13 protein-coding genes and 1 tRNA gene are annotated in these 18,474 nt (G+C 46.6%); 13 read left to right on the top strand and 1 reads right to left on the bottom strand.

The window, feature by feature from the left end; genetic code table 11:
- The first annotated feature begins 140 nt into the window (after positions 1–140).
- The 13 genes from EFA69_RS12685 (at position 141) to EFA69_RS12625 (ending at position 18,261) form a co-directional block, all read left to right on the top strand.
- Positions 141–2,099, top strand: a complete 1,959-nt coding sequence (locus EFA69_RS12685) for a hypothetical protein (RefSeq protein WP_123133409.1) — start codon at positions 141–143, stop codon at positions 2,097–2,099.
- A complete protein-coding gene (locus tag EFA69_RS12680; protein ID WP_123133408.1) occupies positions 2,083–3,363 on the top strand; it encodes a dihydroorotase in 1,281 nt (426 codons plus the stop codon). Before EFA69_RS12685 ends, EFA69_RS12680 begins: the two co-directional genes overlap by 17 nt.
- Before the next feature lie 22 nt (positions 3,364–3,385).
- Entirely contained in the window at positions 3,386–3,904 is a 519-nt protein-coding gene (locus tag EFA69_RS12675) for a DUF4199 domain-containing protein (RefSeq protein WP_123133407.1), read from the top strand.
- Between the two features lie 16 nt (positions 3,905–3,920).
- Positions 3,921–4,439, top strand: a complete 519-nt coding sequence (locus EFA69_RS12670; RefSeq protein WP_123133406.1) for a DUF4199 domain-containing protein — start codon at positions 3,921–3,923, stop codon at positions 4,437–4,439.
- A gap of 7 nt (positions 4,440–4,446) precedes the next feature.
- Positions 4,447–5,412 carry a glycosyltransferase family 2 protein gene (locus EFA69_RS12665; RefSeq protein WP_123133405.1) on the top strand — a complete coding sequence of 322 codons (966 nt, stop codon included), beginning with the start codon at positions 4,447–4,449 and terminating at the stop codon, positions 5,410–5,412.
- A 3-nt stretch (positions 5,413–5,415) separates the two neighbouring features.
- A complete protein-coding gene (locus EFA69_RS12660) occupies positions 5,416–6,546 on the top strand; it encodes a glycosyltransferase (protein ID WP_123133404.1) in 1,131 nt (376 codons plus the stop codon).
- 253 nt (positions 6,547–6,799) lie between these two features.
- Positions 6,800–8,188, top strand: a complete 1,389-nt coding sequence (locus tag EFA69_RS12655) for a sigma-54-dependent transcriptional regulator (RefSeq protein ID WP_123133403.1) — start codon at positions 6,800–6,802, stop codon at positions 8,186–8,188.
- A complete protein-coding gene (locus EFA69_RS12650) occupies positions 8,178–9,536 on the top strand; it encodes a sensor histidine kinase (protein WP_123133402.1) in 1,359 nt (452 codons plus the stop codon). The genes EFA69_RS12655 and EFA69_RS12650 overlap by 11 nt, the downstream gene beginning before the upstream one ends.
- 131 nt (positions 9,537–9,667) lie before the next feature.
- Entirely contained in the window at positions 9,668–10,906 is a 1,239-nt protein-coding gene (locus EFA69_RS12645; RefSeq protein WP_221175719.1) for a carboxypeptidase-like regulatory domain-containing protein, read from the top strand.
- Positions 10,907–11,328: 422 nt separating this feature from the next.
- On the top strand, positions 11,329–13,320 hold the full coding sequence (locus EFA69_RS12640) for a DUF3857 domain-containing protein (RefSeq protein WP_245964571.1): 1,992 nt from the start codon (positions 11,329–11,331) through the stop codon (positions 13,318–13,320).
- Positions 13,321–13,350: 30 nt separating this feature from the next.
- Positions 13,351–15,270 (top strand): DUF3857 domain-containing transglutaminase family protein, encoded by a 1,920-nt coding sequence (locus EFA69_RS12635; protein WP_123133399.1) that lies wholly within the window; start codon positions 13,351–13,353, stop codon positions 15,268–15,270.
- A 101-nt stretch (positions 15,271–15,371) separates the two neighbouring features.
- Complete coding sequence (locus tag EFA69_RS12630) at positions 15,372–17,393, top strand: DUF3857 domain-containing protein (protein WP_123133398.1); 2,022 nt, start codon at positions 15,372–15,374, stop codon at positions 17,391–17,393.
- 187 nt (positions 17,394–17,580) lie between these two features.
- Positions 17,581–18,261 carry a DUF2490 domain-containing protein gene (locus EFA69_RS12625; RefSeq protein WP_123133397.1) on the top strand — a complete coding sequence of 227 codons (681 nt, stop codon included), beginning with the start codon at positions 17,581–17,583 and terminating at the stop codon, positions 18,259–18,261.
- 109 nt (positions 18,262–18,370) lie between these two features.
- Here the strand turns inward: EFA69_RS12625 and EFA69_RS12620 are convergent.
- Positions 18,371–18,444: transfer RNA gene (locus EFA69_RS12620), tRNA-Pro, on the bottom strand.
- Between the last annotated feature and the right edge of the window lie 30 nt (positions 18,445–18,474).

Below are 18,474 nucleotides of genomic sequence, written 5' to 3'. Positions count from 1 at the left end.
GGGAGAGTAGGTAGCCGCCAACCCCACAACAGACGCCCACCCCTGGAGACAGCGGTGGGCGTCTCCCGTTTACAGCCAAGGGGGAAGGGGGAGTTTTTGCTGATTATGCGTATCTTCACAGATAACCAGTCCTCAAGCAGATGCTCCCTCTACTAGTCGGAACAGCAGTTGCTGCTGTCACCTTATTCATAATTCACTTCTTTGGTCTGCGACTTAGGCAAACGCTTGAGTTCCCCCACCTCCAGTTTTTAAGTGTTCTTATTTCCAGGACTCGCTCTGTTCGTAAGATTTACAATTACTTTCTTCTCTTCCTAAGGCTACTTTTTATTGCGTCAGCACTAGGTGCCTTTATTTTCTACCTTGTTCAAGGAAACAGAGGGCAAATTAGTACAGGTGTAAAGGCTACGGTACTAATTGATACAAGCTGGAGTATGCAGAGCTCATCTAGTGAAAAAGCCAGTACTAAACTCACTTTAGCTGCGAAGGATTATAAAGAGCTACAAGCACTACAGAGCCCGTATGATACTGGAGTTTCAGATAATAAAAATTATGATGAGACTCTCTCTAATCATTTAAGCCTTTCATCATCTGCAGCAGATCTACTAGAGCAGGAGGATATGATCAATAGAACCTCTCACACTTATATATTTTCAGATTTTCAACGCTCAGTTTTCACAGAAACTAATTTAAAAAAGTTGTCTAGGAAGCGTCATTATACTTTAGTCTCCTATGTAAATGAGAACACCTCTAATCTATATGTAGATTCGGTTTGGTTAGATCAACCCACGTTATTTCCCAATTCTCTTGCAAATGTTTTCGTGCAAGTAGCAGGTAGTATGCTAACAGAAGGGATCTCTGTAAAGATTACAGCATCTGAAGATAATTCTCTGTTAGGTACTACTCAAGTATTAGTGGAGCCGGGAAAGAAAGCAATTGCTCGGTTTAAGATTCCTTTGACGGTAGGTGCTGAAAAGCAAATTATTTTCTCTGTTGAAGATGCTGCTACTCCTTTTGACAATAACTTCTATGTAGTTCTTCCTAAACCTACGGCTGTAGGTATAAAAATAGATGAAGCCATAAGTACACGTCATCCTGTCATTCAAGCATATGCTACTGAGCCTTCTTTTACTATAACTAAAGGACGTGCTCAGGAGGCGAAGCTGTGGGTTTACGAAATTCCATCTACTGGAGTAGGGCTTTCTACAGTTGCAGCCATAAAAGCTTGGTTAGATGACGGCAGATCTTTAGTACTTCTGCCTAATGCAAGTGCAGCTAATTCCACAATAGCATTTCTTGATCAGCTCGGATTAAAAGGCATAAGAGAGGAAAGTAATCAAATAGATGCTAAAGCTTTAAAAGAACCTGACTTATCTGATGCTTTTTTTTCTCAGATTTTTGAAAAAGAAGTCAAGAACATGAGGATGCCAAACGTGAAACCATTATTACGGTGGGAAAGTGCTTACCATACCATATTAAAGTTTGAAGATGCCACTCCTTTCTTGAGTACCTTCAGAATTGGAAATGGACAAGTGCATTTGTTTGCCTCACCATTAACAAGTAATTCTTCCTTCATTTCACACCCCTTGTTTGTTCCAGTACTATATCAATTAGCTTTAACAACAAGTGCTGCCCCTATTGTACTGTCTCATGCTCCTCAAAACGGTACTATCACAATCCCTATTGTGCCAAAAGATGTAGCTAATCAACAAGTTGCTCTCTATAATAATGGGCAAACTTATATTCCAGATCAGAAGATTTTCCAGAATCAACTACAAATGACATTGCCAAAGGAGATCAGTAAGCCTGGCTTTTACACGGTGACTGTTGCAGGGAAAGAGGTCCCCTCTATCGCATTAAATATTCCTAGAGTTGAATCTAAATTAGAAGGTTATACAGTTGGAGAACTTAAAGAAATTTTAGCTGAGTATGGAAATAAAGTCAATGTTTTAGAGGCTGATGAGAAGATCTCATTACAAAAACAGTTGCAAATGGAAGGTACCAGCTCATCCCTTTGGAAATATTGCCTAATATTGTGTTTTATGTGCCTCATAGGAGAGGCTGTCATTTTAAGCACTAAAAAAAGTGGATCTTCTATTTAAAGCAGTCACCGTTGTTGATTCATCTTCCCCCCTGGATGGTCAAGCCGTAGATATTCTTCTGAAGGATGGCCAAGTTTCTAAAATAGCTCCAAGCCTTGAGGTAGAAAATGCACAGGTAATAAATGAACCAGGATTGTGCTGCTCTATTGGATGGTTTGATCTGATTGCCTTCAGCGGGGAGCCAGGATATGAGCAAAGAGAAACCTTAGATGGTTTTATGCGGGCAGCTGCGTATGGTGGGTTCACTGAAGTAGCATGCTTACCCAATGTAGATCCTATCACGCAAACAAGATCTTCCATCCAGTTCTTCACGCAGAGATCTCAGCAGAGTTATGTTCAGTTACATCCTATTGCAGCAGTTACGCACGATCTGGATGGAAAAGATTTGGCTGAAATACTAGACTTAAAAGCAGCTGGAGCTATTGCATTTTCAGACGGAGTAAATTCTTTAGACTCAGCAGATACAGTACTAAAGGCTCTGGAATACCTGAAATTAATTGACGGCGTTCTAATTAATAAGCCCGAAAATAAGAGAATGGCGAGTGGAGGGCAAATGCATGAAGGCATTGCCAGCACTCGTTTAGGATTGAAAGGAATACCTGCCATTGCCGAAGAGGTACAGGTAACCCGTGATTTACAACTGCTAAGGTATACCGGAGGCAGGTTGCACTTTACTCAGCTTTCAACCGCTGGAGCATTGAATGCTGTAAGGCAAGCAAAACAAGAGGGACTAAAGGTAACCTGTGATGTTGCGGCCCACCAGTGTGCATTTATTGATCAGACCATGATACCCTTTGACGTAAACTACAAAGTAAGCCCCCCTTTCAGGAGCGAAGAAGACAAAGTGGCTATTTGGGAAGCATTGCAGGATGGAACCATTGACACCATCGTTTCTGCTCATTTACCTTGGAATGAGGAAGCCAAAGAAATGGAATTTGATTTAGCAGAAGCAGGAATCATAGGCTTGCAAACCGCTTATGCTGTTGCCAATGAAACCATGACTGCTCAAGTTTCATGGAAAAATATAGTGCAGAAATTAAGTGTAGGCTCCCGAAATGTCATAAGCCTACCTGTACCCACCATTGTAGAAGAAGGGGCAGCAAATCTTACTTTTTTCAATCCTACTAAAACTTGGGTGTTTGATCCAATGCTCAATGCATCTTCTGCCAAAAACAGCCCCTTTCTTGGTCAAGAGTTGATAGGCTGTGTCTATGGAACATACATGAATGGGCAGTTAACTCTAAATCCTGCTTATTCAAAATAAAGTAAACCCTTTCAAAAAGCTGATGTTTGACAAAGCTGTTATTAATACTGCCATCAGATATGGCGTAACAGGAGGAATTGCAAGTTTTATTTATATACTTATCCTTGCTTTGACTGGGTTTGAGAACCCTTATGACAATGCCAGCGAGTATTCGTCCACCCTTATTTTTGTTTCTGTCTTCATTTTTCTTGCCATTAAATATTACAAGAAGTTTCATGATGCTGAAATAGGTTTTGGAAAGGCGTTCAAAGTAGGTTTCTATACTGTTTTCTTTTTAGCGTTTACTACCGCGATGTTAATGTGCATCTATTCTTTTTTTGCCGGAGAGCAGATGATCCAGGAATACATTATATTGAGCCAGAAACGGATGGAACAGACTAAGCCTGAACTGGTAAAAATGATGGGAGAACTAAACTATAAGAATGCTTACCAAAACCTGAATCAGTTAAATGCTTTTGTGCTGGCTCAGATAACCTTCGTGAATCGTATGTTGGTGGGCTTCTTCATCAGTATCGTTCTAGGCGTTTTTTTTAGAAAATAACTTAAAACAAATAGCTATGAATGAAAGAACAGTTACTCCTGGCTCTGTAGGTGTGCGATATGGCATCATTACAGGGTTTATTTCCATCATCTTCAGTTTGATTCTTTATGTAACAGGACTACATACTAATAAAGCTGTAACCTATATAGGAATGATAATTCCTATTGCGGGGATCGTACTAGCCTACAACTATTTCAAAAAGGAGAATAACGGGTATATGTCGTATGGGCAAGGGCTTGGTATAGGTACGCTTCTTGCTACTGTTTCTGGGGTTCTAAGCAGTATCTTTGCTTATATTTATTTGAAGTTCATTGATCCTAATATCATTGAACAGATTAGGAATTCCTCAATTGAGGAGATGGAGCGCAATGGAATGAGTGATGAACAAATTGAGGCCGCTACCAGCATGACTGAGAAGTTTACCACCCCTGAAATGATGTTTATCTTTGGATTAATTGGGGCTGTCTTTTTAGGTTTCATTTTCTCCCTTATCATCGCGGCCATTATGAAGAGAAACCGGCCAGAGTTTGAGTAAATTATTCATGCAGAATAGAGTAGATATTTCGGTGGTTATACCACTACTGAATGAGGCAGAGTCTCTGCCTGAACTTACCCAATGGATAAACCGTGTGATGGTATCGCACGGTTTTCTTTATGAGGTTATTCTAATAGATGATGGTAGTACAGATAACTCCTGGAAAGTGATCCAAGAATTGTCTGCACAAGATCCTAACTTGAAAGGTATCCGGTTTAATCGGAACTATGGTAAGTCTGCGGCTCTCAATACAGGTTTTAGAGAAACCACAGGTAGAGTAGTCATCACAATGGACGCTGACTTACAAGACAGCCCAGATGAAATTCCAGAATTATATAAAATGATTGTGGAAGATGGATATGATCTGGTGTCTGGTTGGAAGAAGAAACGCTTTGATCCGTTAAGCAAAACCTTACCTACTAAGCTTTTCAACGCCGCAACCCGCAAAATATCTAAGATCAAATTACATGATTTTAATTGTGGATTAAAAGCCTATGATGAGCGGGTAGTCAAGAGCATTGAAGTCTATGGAGAGATGCACCGCTATATACCGGTTATTGCCAAGTGGAATGGATTTGGGAAGATCGGAGAAAAAATAGTGCAGCACCGTGAGCGAAAGTATGGATACACCAAATTCGGCTTGGAGCGTTTTGTCTATGGATTCTTAGACCTAATGTCAATTACGTTTGTCTCCAAGTTCCGCAAGCGCCCTATGCACTTCTTTGGTAGTTTGGGATCTTTATCCTTTTTGATTGGCTTTCTTATTACTACTTGGCTAGTAATTGAGAAAGTGTATTACTCTTACAAAAACCAAGTTGCCAGAGATGTGACAGACCAGCCTTTGTTCTTCTTGGCACTAGTGGCGGTGGTGGTAGGGGTACAGTTATTTCTAGCCGGCTTTTTGGCAGAGATGGTTTCTTTATCTGGAAGAAGGAAAAATGAATATTTAATCCGTGATAATATAGGGTTCTAATATATGGCCCGTATTGTGATTGTAGGTCCGGCCTACCCGTTTAGAGGAGGTATTGCAGCTTTTAATGAGAGCTTGGCCCTTACTTGGCAACAACTAGGGCACCAGGTGGAAATCTATACCTTCACTACTCAATATCCCACTTTTCTATTTCCCGGTAAGTCTCAATATGTAGAAGGGCCTGCGCCTAAAGGACTTTCTATTCATCAAGAACTCAGTTCAGTTAATCCATTAACGTGGATAAAGTTGGGGTACAAGATTAAGAAGGCAAAGCCAGATCTAGTGCTCTTTAGATATTGGTTGCCTTTTATGGCACCAAGTTTAGGTACGGTTGCCAACATTATAAGAGGAAATAAGCACACAAAAGTGGTGGCGCTTACTGATAATGTGGTGCCTCATGAGAAACGTCTGGGGGATTCTCTGCTCACGAAATATTTTCTGCAGGCATGTGATGCCTTCGTGACTATGTCTGCCACCGTTACGGCAGAGTTAGAAACATTTAATATCCATAAGCCAATCATCTGCCAGCCACACCCAATTTACGATACCTACGGGCCCAGGATAGACAGAGAAAAAGCACTTGAGACTCTTCAATTACCAGATGAAAAATACCTGCTGTTCTTTGGCTTTATCAGGCATTACAAGGGATTGGACATTCTGTTAGAGGCTATGAAAGACCAGCGTCTTCATAAAAGAGGGGTTAAACTAATTGTGGCTGGAGAATATTACGAAAATCAGGAGCCTTATATCAAACTTTTAGAAGATAAGGCTCTTCAGGGACGAGTAGTTTTGGCTACCCAATATATTCCCCATGAACAGGTGGGAGCTTATTTTTCTGTGGCGGACCTTGTTGTACAGCCATATCGGCATGCTTCGCAGAGCGGAGTAACCCAGATAGCCTATCACTTTGAAGTGCCTATGGTGGTGACCAATGTAGGAGGGTTAGGGGAGATGATTCCAGACCAAGAGGTTGGCTATGTGGTAGAGGTGAACCCTCAAGCAATCGCAGACGCGATTGATCTTTTCTATCAAGAGGATAAAAACCAAAAAAGAATGGTAGAGAATATCAGGGTAGAGAAACAGAAATACACTTGGGAAGCCTTGGCTAGTGCTATTTTAAAAGTAGCGAATATATGAGCAGGAAGGTCTCTCCTCACAATTGATACTTGCTAAGAAGGCCCCTAGTAAGTATTAAGTATAACAGCTAATGTGGGGCGTAACCCAGAGGCGGTGAAATAGGAGAAGATATCTATAAAGCTGTTCGATATCGAACATTTTTTGTTCAGACATGAACACTTGGGTGCAGTTACATTTTGTAAATTCACTTTGCCAGCTGCTTTAAAGCGTTTTTATCTGATTGGCATAGTTTAGGTTTACTTACTTCTAAACCATGACCGCCGTGGAACAGAACCTAGGAAAAATTCTGATCATAGATGACAATGAGGACATCCTTTTCTCTGCAAAAATGCTGCTGAGGAAGTATGCCCAACAGGTGCTTATTGAGAAAGACCCCCGCAAAATACCGTTCCTGCTCAACCAAGATACCTATGACCTCATCTTGTTGGACATGAATTTCCGGGAAGACACCATCAGTGGGAATGAAGGCTTTTATTGGCTCAAAGAGATTCTCAACCGTGACCCTTCAGCGGTAGTGATCATGATAACTGCTTTCGGGGACGTGGAGATGGCGGTACGGGCGTTAAAAGAAGGAGCCACAGACTTTGTGCTGAAGCCCTGGCAGAACGAGAAACTGTTGGCTACCCTATCTGCCGCCTCCAGGTTAAAGACTTCTTACAAAGAGATTTCTACCCTAAAGAAAACGAATTCGGTACTAGCTTCTCAACTTAGTGACCAGGTAAATTTAGTTACAGGTCAAAGTCCGGCCATGCAGCAGTTGCTGCACCTGATGAGCCGTGTGGCAAAGACAGACGCAGACGTACTTTTATTGGGTGAAAACGGCACCGGTAAAGAAGTAATTGCGCGTAGCCTGCACCAACAGTCGGCTAGGGCAGAGAAAGTGTTTATCTCAGTAGACATGGGGTCACTCACGGAGACCTTATTTGAGAGTGAACTCTTCGGGCACAAAAAAGGAGCCTTTACAGACGCCCGTGAAGACCGGATTGGGCGTTTTGAGATGGCGAACGGCGGCACTCTGTTCTTAGACGAGATAGGCAATCTATCCATGGCCATGCAAGCGAAACTACTTACTGTGTTGCAACGCCGCGAAGTGATCAGGGTGGGGACAGGCCAACCCATTCCCATTAATGTACGGCTGATCTGTGCCACTAACATGCCACTGCAGCAAATGGTAGCACAAGGCCGATTCCGGCAAGATTTGCTTTACCGCATCAATACTATTGAGCTGAACTTACCCCCTTTACGCGAGCGCCTGGAAGACCTCCCGCTCTTGGTGGAGCACTTCCTGAAACGGTACGCCCAGAAATATAAACAACCGGCAAAATCTGTTTCAGCGGCCGCACTGGAACGGTTACGGCGGTATGAGTGGCCAGGTAATATAAGAGAGCTGGAACATGTGCTGGAGCGGGCCTCTATCATTTCAGAAAACCATATTCTGCAGCCCCAGGATTTCTTCTTTTTGCAGGTGCAGCAGTCAGCAATGGCGGAGCCAGCGGTGCAGACCCATAATTTAGATGAGGTAGAGCGCGCCACAGTAGTGAAGGCCATGGGCAAGCATGACGGCAACATTTCCAAAGCGGCGAAAGAGTTAGGTCTTTCCCGTGCTTCCCTATACCGGCGTCTGGAGAAATATGGGCTTTAAGAACTTCCGGTTTCAGGTAATACTGCGGGTACTGTTAATAGTATTTACCGTCTTCCTTTTCTTCCGGTTAGATTTCAAAGCTTCTCTGTTTGCTACTCAGGTGGCAGTTGGGGTATTGATCGCGGCCCAAACGGTAGCGCTTATCCTGTACATTGAGCGCACCACAGACCGCCTCATTAAATTCCTGAATACCATTAAGTACGATGATTTCTCTGAGGTTTTCTCCTCCCGTGGTGAAGGAAAGGTGTTTGATGAACTCTACCAGCGGTATAATGAGGTAATCAGGAAGTTCAGGGACATCCGTTCTGAGAAAGAGGCTACTACCCAGTACTATCAGGCGGTGATCCAGCACATCGGCATCGGGATTCTTACGTTCAAAAAGTCCGGAGAAATACAGCTCATCAATAACGCCGCCAAACGGCTTTTACAGGTGCCGCACCTTCTGCACGTGGAGCAACTACGGGCAAACGCGCCACAGTTGGTAGCGCAGTTACAGACCTTGCCCGCCGGCCAAAGCGTGGTTTTGCAGTTAAAACATGCCAAAGAACGGGTACCTGTATCTTTGTTTGTGGTGGATCTTGTCATGAGGGGGGAAGATTTCAGGCTCGCCTCTCTCCAGAACATCCAGAAGGAGTTGGAGGAAAAGGAGATGGAAGCCTGGCAGAACCTGATACGGGTGCTTACGCATGAAATCATGAACTCGGTTACGCCCATTTCCTCTCTGGCGGGCAGCGTGGCCGCCGACATTGACGATTACCTGAAAGCCCAACCGGGCTCTGTCTTGCAACTACAGCGCGAAGAAACAGAAGACATGGGCTTAGCGCTTCAAACTATTGAACGGCGTAGCCAAGGACTAGTCCGCTTTGTGCAGGATTTCCGCAGTCTGGCTCGGGTACCGGTACCCCAAAAGCATTTTTTTGAAGTAGGGGAAATGCTAAAGGAGCTGCAGACACTGTTCCAGGAAGAGTATAACCAAGAGAATATTCAGGTATCTTTTCAATGCCAACCACAGACTTTGCAGGTACTGGCAGACCGACAATTGGTGGAGCAGGTCCTGATCAATCTGTTGAAGAATGCTATCCATGCATTGGCAGACCAGAAAGACAAACTATTGCAGATAGATGCTTTCCCTGACATGGATAGCCGGGTAGTGCTACAGGTGTCAGACAACGGGAGTGGCATAGCCGAAGAAGCAATAGAGCAGATTTTTCTGCCTTTCTATACCACCAAACCCACCGGTACCGGTATAGGCCTCAGCCTGTCACGGCAAATTATGCGATTGCACAACGGCTCTCTTACGGTGCACTCAGAGCTGGGGATAGGTACTACCTTCACCATGCGGTTTTGATCTTTTTTTGAAAAAAGAGCCGCTAAACGGGAAATCTGTCTGTAGTAGTTCAAGGAGATGTGTATCTTCCCTGAAACAAAGATGCTTGTATGCCAGCCTATTTACTCCCTTTTAGACAGAGACATTTGGTATTGGGGATAGTCTGCCTATTTGTCTTCGGCCTGGGCAGAAATGCGTACGGGCAGAGTGGGAGTCTTGGTAGCGTAGTGGGCACTGTGATTGATGCGCAGACAAGGCAACCGCTGGGTTTTGCCACCGTTTTCCTGGCGCAGACTACTTACGGCACTAATACCGCTGAGAACGGCACCTTTAAACTCACTGCTTTGCCCCCCGGAAGCCATGAGCTGGTTGTCTCCTTTTTGGGGTATGAGACACTCTCGCATAAATTCACCTTGCAGGCTGGGGCGAAACTCTCTTTCAGACTTGAATTAACTCCTAAAGCCAATGCGCTGCGGGAAGTGGTAGTGCGGCCAGATACCAATTGGCGCTATAACTACAGTGTCTTTCTCAAGAACTTCATAGGCCAAACAGCCAATGCCGCCCAAACGCATATCACTAATCCAGAGGTTTTGTATTTCCATTTCGATGCCCAGGAGAGAATCTTAACCGCCGAAGCGTCCAAACCATTAATCATAGAAAACAAAGCGCTTGGGTACCGGATCCATTTTGTGCTGGAGGCGTTTGAAGTGCGATTTGCCAACGGACAGACGTTTCATGCAGGCTATCCCAGGTTTGAGGAGATGAAACCACGTAGCCAAATGCAGAGGAAACGCTGGCAGAAAGCCCGGGTACAGGCTTATCAAGGTTCTTTGATGCATTTCACGAGGGCGCTGTACCAGCGAAGATTAGAGGAGGAAGGCTTCAATGTACGTAGGCTGCAACGGTTGCCTAACCCCCACCGGCCGCCGGAACAAGAGATACAGGCAGGGCTTAAGCGAGCCCGGGAACAGAGGCAAGGCTTAACGGTTATCAAAATTGATGCGGCCGGAAAGGAAGACAGTCTGGCTTATTGGATGCGCATGTCCAGATTGGCTAAAATTGTTGCCTATTTACATAAAGATCCCATTCCGTATCATCAGCTCATTACTCAGGATTCTGCCAATAATGCCCTCCGGCTACAGTTCAAAGATCACCTGAACGTGGTGTACACCAAAGAAAAAGAAGAACTAGGGTACGTTAACAGATTAACTTTCGGCCCCCGCCGCGCCCCATCGTTCCAGACTTCCATTCTGTCGCTGCTACAGCCTTACACCTTTATAGAGGCCAATGGCATGATCCTGAACCCTTATTCGCATATAGTAGAGGAGTACTGGGGGTGGGAAAAGCTGGCGGAGATGCTGCCCTTTGATTACAGTCTTCCGCAGGAGTAGGCAAAATAGGCACAAATTATAGTGCTTGCCATAGCCTATTCAGCCTAGATGATTACTTTACCTTAGAATAACTATAAATAAGGTGTTGGAAGTGAGTGAATTGGTCTTTTTATTTTTAACTTTCAGATGAAGAAGTTTCTCTTCCTCAAACAAACAGCGAGGTAAAGGGAAACGAGATGATACTCAAATAGGTGTCTCCCCCGGCACAGAGATTATCTCATGAACTATAGATAAACGAAATATAAAATACACATCTCTTTGGTGAGCGCATATCTTACTATTTAAGCCTCCCCAGAAGATTTATTTGGACAAAGTTGTCTTTTTATAAGAACCATATATTCAATACTTAAATTATACTATATCCCTAACTCTACCCCTTTATGCCCTTTTTTTCCTCTCGCAAAACATGGCCTGTATTGGCTGTGCTGCTCTTGCTGTTCTATTCCGTAGCGTTTGCCCAAGAAACGCCCGTAAAGTTTGGAAAAGTAACAGAAGAAGAGCTGAAAATGAAAGTCTATGACAAAGACACCAGCGCGGCAGCTGTGATTCTGGCAGATTACGGCCGTTCTTACTTCACGTATGTGCAAGATTTCAAAGTAAATTTTGAACGCATTCTGCGCATCAAGATTTTGAAGAAGTCTGGCTATGACTGGGCGAACATGGTAGTGCCTTACTACCAGAAGAACACTTCCAAAGAGCAAGTGATCAACGTGAAAGGCGTTACCTATAATCTGGAGAACGGGAAGGTGGTCAAAGTGAAGATGGATGATAAAGCCGTCTTTGATGAAAAAGAATCGGCGAACTGGTTTAACAAGAAATTCACACTGCCCGCGGTAAAAGAAGGATCTGTGCTGGAGATAGCTTATACTGTTACCTCAGACTTCCTCTTCAACCTCCGCGACTGGAATTTCCAGAACACTATTCCCGTCCTTTACAGCGAGTACAGAGCGTCTATCCCAGAATATTTCGAGTACAAGCAGATGCCGCAGGGCTATGAGCCTTTTGTGGTAAATGAGTCGCTGCCGGGCAATTTTGACTTCACGGTGCGCTGGAGCAGCTCTATTGAACCGGGCCTGAGGGGCGGGCGCACCCCCGGTGGGTCAGAGGCTATTTCGGCCCGCGGGGTGAACCACAGATGGGTTATGAAAGATGTGCCTGCCATTGCGCCAGAAGCTTACATTACTACCTTAAACGACTATGTCTCCAAGATAGAGTTTGAATTGGAATGGGTGCGGTACCCTAATACTGTGCCGCAAAGAATTGCCGGTAACTGGAGCAGCCTCTCAGATGACTTGTTGACTGATGAGCGCTTTGGGTTACAGCTGAACCGCACAGGGTTTTTCAAAAATGAAGTGGCGGCGCTGCAAGCTGTGAAAGACACGCTGGCCAAGGTGAATTCCATTTATGAGTTTGTGAAAAAGTCTGTGAAGTGGAATGGGCAGGGAGGCAAATACGTGACCTCTACCCTTCGCAAAGCCTTTGATACCAAAACCGGAAACGTGGCAGACATCAACCTCATGTTAGTGGCCATGCTCCGCGATGCAGGCTTTGAGGCGCATCCGGTTATCCTCAGCACCAGAGACAATGGGCGTACGCCGTTTTCGCCCATCTTGAGCCGGTTTAACTACGTGATCGCGTATGCCCGCATCGGGAACCGGGACGTGCTCATGGATGCTACAGATCCTTTGATGCCTATGGGTTTGCTGCCCAAGCATTGCCTGAACGGACAGGGCTGGCTGGTCCATAAAACAGCCGGAGATTGGGTGGTACTGCAAAACAGGGAACGCACCACAGAACTGCTCAACGCTGATCTTAAAATTCAGCCTAGCGGTGTGTTAAGCGGGAAAGTGGCCAAGTCTACCAGTGGTCTGTGGGCCGTCAACCTGCGCCATCATGTCATGGAAGAAGGCGAAGAGAAATACCTGGAAAAGCTTGTCAGTAACCAGAACCAGCTGGAGCGGAGAAAGCCCACGTTGAAGAATCTGAAAGAGCTGTACAAGCCGTTGGGGCTGGAGTATGAGGTAAATAGTGTGGGCGATGAGCAAGCCAAAGACATCATCTACATCAATCCCATGATGCTGAAAGCGCAGCCAGAGAATCCTTTTACCGGGGCCAACCGCAAATACCCGGTAGATTTTGCCCATCCTACAGAAGAAGTATATATCTGCAACTTTACTATTCCGGCGGGTTACGCAGTAGAGGAAATGCCCAAAAACATTGTGATGGCCTTGCCAGAAGATGGAGGAAAATTCACTTACCTGTTACAGGTGGTAGGAGACAGAATTCAGGTCATGAGCAAAATGACCATTTCCAAATCCATCTTCTACAAAGAGGAATACGAGTCCCTGAAGCAGTTCTACACTCAGGTAGTAGCCAAGCACGCAGAGCAAATTGTGTTAAAAAAGAAAGGATAATGGCGTTTAGAGGCTCTTTTTCTTAAATCTATGCAAAAACGATTCTTATTTCTTCTCCTCTCTGTGCTGGTTTGCGGTGGGAACTGTTGGGCCGGAGAGACTCCTTCTTACGCTTCCTTCACCATTAAACCCGAGCTGTCTAAAGGAGCTAATGCCGTGGTGCGCACGGAGGAAACGGTGTTTACCGTGCTTTCCCCCAAGTCTTCCACGGAACGTATCAAACGCGTGGTAACGGTCCTCAACGAAGACGGGAAACAACATGCCCGGCTGGTGGTGCGGTATGATAAACTGAACACCGTTAACTTCATCAAAGGAACGGTCTATGACCTGCTGGGCAAGAAAGTAAAAACGCTCAAAACAGCAGAGATCAAAGATTACAGCAACACCAGTGACTTCTCCCTGTATGAAGACAACCGCGTGAAAGTGGCGGAGCTTTCTTTGCCGTCTTACCCGTACACGGTGGAGTTTGAGTACCAGGTTACCTCTGCCAACATGCTGTTCTATACCGGCTGGATGCCCTTAGATGGAGAAAAACTGGCGGTAGAGAATGCTTCTTTTCAGGTGAACCTCCCCAGTAACATGCCGCCGCTCCGCTACCATGAGCAAAAAGTACCAGGTAAGGTAAGCGTAAAGCAGGAAGCAGGCCAGCAAGTGTATCTGTGGCAGGTGAACGATGTGAAGCCGGTAGAGGAAGAAGTGTACGGACCGCCTTTCAGGGAACTGGTGCCGCTTGTACGCACCGCGCCCGCCACGTTTGAAGTACAGGGCTACGCCGGTACGCTGGAAACTTGGCAGGCCCTGGGAGAGTGGCAGAACAAACTGAACGCGGGCCGCGACCAGATCTCTGAAGCCACGAAGCAGCAAGTTCAGGCCTTAGTTAAAGACTTACCCACCCCAGAGGCGAAGGTCAAAGCCATTTACCAGTTCATGCAGAACAAAACCCGTTACGTTTCCATCCAATTGGGAATTGGTGGATGGCAGCCTTTTGAAGCCAACATGGTAGACAGCAAAGGCTACGGAGACTGCAAAGCCTTGAGTAATTACACCAAAGCACTGTTAGAGGCCGCCGGTATCAAGAGCCATTACGCGCTCATCTACGCCGGCGATGATAACAGACCCATCCTGAAAGATTTCCCTAACAGCCAGTTCAACCACGTGGTGGTGGCAGTGCCTACCGCCAAAGACACTATGTGGCTGGAGTGTACAAACCAAATGGCCGATGCCGGCTATACCGGTTCCTCTACCGGCGACCGGTACTCGCTCCTGATTACCCCAGAGGGTGGCAAACTGGTGTCAACACCCAGATTCACCGCTTCTGACAACACCCAGCTACGCACGGTGCAGGTGAAGCTTAGCGCCCAGGGAAGCGGGGTAGGGGAAGCTTTCACGCAGTTCGCCGGTCTCCAGCACGAGCCTCGCGGCGCTGTTGTCCAGCATTATACGCCAGATGAGCAGCTCAAATGGCTTTATAAAAACACCCAGATCCCTACGTTTGAGATAAAGAAGTATACCCTGGAGAAGGTGAAAGGAGAACCACTGGTCAAGGAGAAATTGCAGCTGGAGCTCCCCAAGTTAGCTTCTGTGAGTGGCAAACGCCTCTTTATCACACCTAATTTAATGAACAGGTGGACCGGAGTGCCTTCTTCCACTGAGAACCGGAAGCAGGAGGTAATCTGGTCAATGTCTTTCCATGATGTAGACAGCGTGGAGTACGAGATTCCGGCGGGATATAAAGCCGAGAGCGTTCCCCAGCCAGTGAAGTATACCTCCATTTTTGGGGAGTACAAGGCACAGGTACAAATGAAGGGGAATAAACTTACCTACGTGCGCCAGCTCACCATGCACAAAGGCAGACACGCGGCGTCTAAATACATGGAACTGGTTAACTTCCTGAAGCAGGTTTCCAGAGCAGACCAGCAGCAAGTGGTCCTGGCCGCCGAAACTACCTGATCTTCTTTCTGGAAGAGGCCAAGGTGTTACAGTAGCCTTGGCCTCTTCAACTCTTTTAATGGCTTTATTGGCTGACTTCTCTATTTCCTATCCAAGATTTTATGTACCCCAAACTCTTTAAGAAGCAGTGGCTTTTTCTGCTGTTGCTCCTGCTGGGCGTGACTACCCCAGGCTTCGCAGATGACCCATTTAAAATGGGACTGGTAACCCCAGAAGACCTAAAAATGACCACGTATGCCCCAGATACCAGTGCCGCGGCGGTAGTGTTGTATGACATGGGCGAATCTTCTTTTATGTTCACCAGTGGCGTGCAACTGCAGTTTAAGCGGATCATGCGCATTAAGATCCTGAAAAAGAGCGGGCTTAATGAAGCAGACATCGTCATTCCGTTTTACAAGAAAGGGGACGGCAACAAAGAGGAAGTGCTCAATGTGAAAGGCTTTACCTACAACTGGGAGAACGGGGCTATGGTAAAGATGAAGTTAGAGGAGAAAGCCATCTTTGAAGAGAAGCAAGACGCCAATTGGCACTTGAAGAAACTGACCATGCCCGGCGTAAGGGTGGGTTCTGTGATTGAGCTTACTTACACCATCAAGTCAGATTTTCTGCAGTTCCTGCGGGAGTGGGAATTCCAGCGGCCTATTCCTGTGAAGTGGAGTGAGTATCGGGTGGGTATGGTGCCTTTCTATGAGTACAAGCAGGTATTACACGGCTTCCACCCCTTCCATATCAAAGATGCCAAAGTAGAACGGAAAACCGCTGCCTTGGTGCAAAACAGGCAGGCCCACATAGTAAACGTAGAAGAGCGGGGCACTATCTCCATGCAAGTGGTGCAGTACCGGTGGGTCATGAAAGATGTGCCCGCCATGGCCGAAGAACCCTATTTGCCCAACATGCGCGACTACATGGCCAAACTGGAGTTCGAACTCTCCAAGGTGCAATACCCAGATGAGCAGCCTATCTACACCTCCGGCGACTGGGAAAGCTTCACCAAAGAACTACTAAAAGATGAGTCCTTCGGTAAGCAGTTAGACAACACCACCTTCCTCGCCAAAACCGCCCATGAACTTGTGGCCGGTAAAGACGATACCTTGAGCAAAGTAAAGGCGGTGGTAACCCATGTGAAAGAGCACATGCGCTGGGACGGCAAGCACCGCATTTATGCAGAGAACTTGCGTAAATCTTATGACCGGCGTACGGGCTCTTCCTCAGAGGTAAACCTTCTGCTAACGGCTATGTTGCGCGAGGCAGGAATACGGGCCATGCCTATGCTGGTGAGTACCCGTCAGCACGGGAAACCGCTCACCTCGTCACCTATGATCAGTAAATTTGATTATGTGATCTCTTATGTGTCTGTGGGCGGCATCAATTATCTGTTAGATGCCACTGAGGCTAGTCTGCCCTTCGGGATGTTGCCTTTCCGTTGCCTCAATGACCAGGGGTGGGTGGTGCAGCAGCCTGCCGGCAAATGGGTGCCGCTCATGGGCCTTGAGAAAAACCTGCAGGTGGTGTCTGGACAGCTCAAAATTAAAGCGACGGGTGAAGTATCGGGTATTCTCTCTGAAAGCTATCAGGGAGTGCCAGCCGTGTCGGCCCGGTCAGCGGTGAAGGAAAAAGGGGAGGAAACGTATCTGAAGGAGTTCGCCAACGCCGGGACAGACTGGATAAGGGCAGCCGTAAAGCTCAGTAACCTGGACAACCTGCAGAAACCCTTCGGGAAGGAATATGAACTCAACAGAGCCGGGGAGGACCAACCGGTTGATTTGCTGTATGTGTCGCCTATGCTCACCCATGCGCAGGGTGAGAATCCGTTTAAGCTGACTACCCGGCAGTACCCCATAGATTTTGCGGCTCCCGTAGATGAAACCTATTTCTTTACCTACCAGCTTCCGGAGGGATATGTGCCGGAAACTTTACCGGCTCCGGCTATCTTGACCCTGCCGCGCAATGCCGCCAAATTCACGTATGTGGTGCAGGCGCAGAACGGCCAATTACAGATTACCAGCAAACTCAACATCAACAAGACGTTTTTCACCCCAGAGGAGTATGGGAACCTGCGCGAGTTCTTCAGCCGGATTGTGGCCAAGCACGCCGAAAAAGTTGTCCTGAAGAAGAAAAGCTGAAACCTGAACGCAATTCTTCGCTTCCCGTAGAGCCTTTTCTATTGCTGGCATTTCTGTGATTAAATGATAGTGCCCATGAAAGAAGCCTTGCTCAAGCGCAAGGCTTCTTTCATGGGCACTACGCCACTGGCCGCTGAACAGAGCGTAGTGGCAAACAGCCCGGCATCTACGTTTTAACTGGTGAAGAATGAAATTAAGGATTGGGATTCTGGGTTTGCTGGGTGGCTTTCTGCTGGCAACAGCGGCTACTGCCCAAAGAGGTAACGTGAACCACTGGTTACAATATTCCGGCTCCTACTGGATCAACCCCCAATGGGTGGCTACGGCCAATCTGCAGTACCGCACGTACCGGCCCGTCAAAGATCCCCGAACCTTCTTTACCGGAGCAGAACTGCAGTACAACTTCAAAAAAGCTCCTGTGTCGCTGCTATCGGGCTACGCCCACCTATTTAACCGCAATTACCTGGACCTTGAAAACACCGACTACAGCCACGAAAACCGTCTGTACCAGCAGGTGTCCATAAGGGGGCAACTCTGGAAGGCCAGTATCACGCACCGGTATCAGGTGGAGGAACGCTGGCTGCCCCAGGGCTATCACACACGGTTCCGGTACTCAGTGGCGCTGCGGGTGCCTATTGGGTCTCCTGAGCGGGAAGTGAGGCCATGGTACGGCATCTTCCGGAACGAAGTGCGCGTGATTGTGCGGGACCAGCCCTTTGACTCTAACCGGGTCTTTGGCGGAGTGGGCTATACGTTCAGCAAACACTTCACGCTGGAAGGCATGTGGATGTCACAACTGGCCGGTGGCGGCAATCATCAGCATTTCACTATGTTCGTGCTCAAACATGACTTCGGGCGGATGGAGTAACGGCAAGCTGGTTCAGGCAAGATTTGGGAAAAAGAGCCGCTAAACGGAAAGCCGGAAAAACAGAGAGGCCGTTGTCTTGGGAACAACGGCCTCTCTCTGTGTAGAATTGTCGGAATGGCAGGATTCGAACCTGCGACCTCCAGCACCCCATGCTGGCGCGATACCAGGCTACGCTACATCCCGATCATTGGTATCTGCTGCAAAGTAAAGGAA

This window comes from Rufibacter immobilis (assembly GCF_003721565.1).
GTDB classification, from domain to species: Bacteria; Bacteroidota; Bacteroidia; order Cytophagales; family Hymenobacteraceae; genus Nibribacter; species Nibribacter immobilis.
The sequence above is the reverse complement of the archived record's forward strand: the minus strand, read 5'-3'. Positions and strand labels throughout refer to the sequence as shown.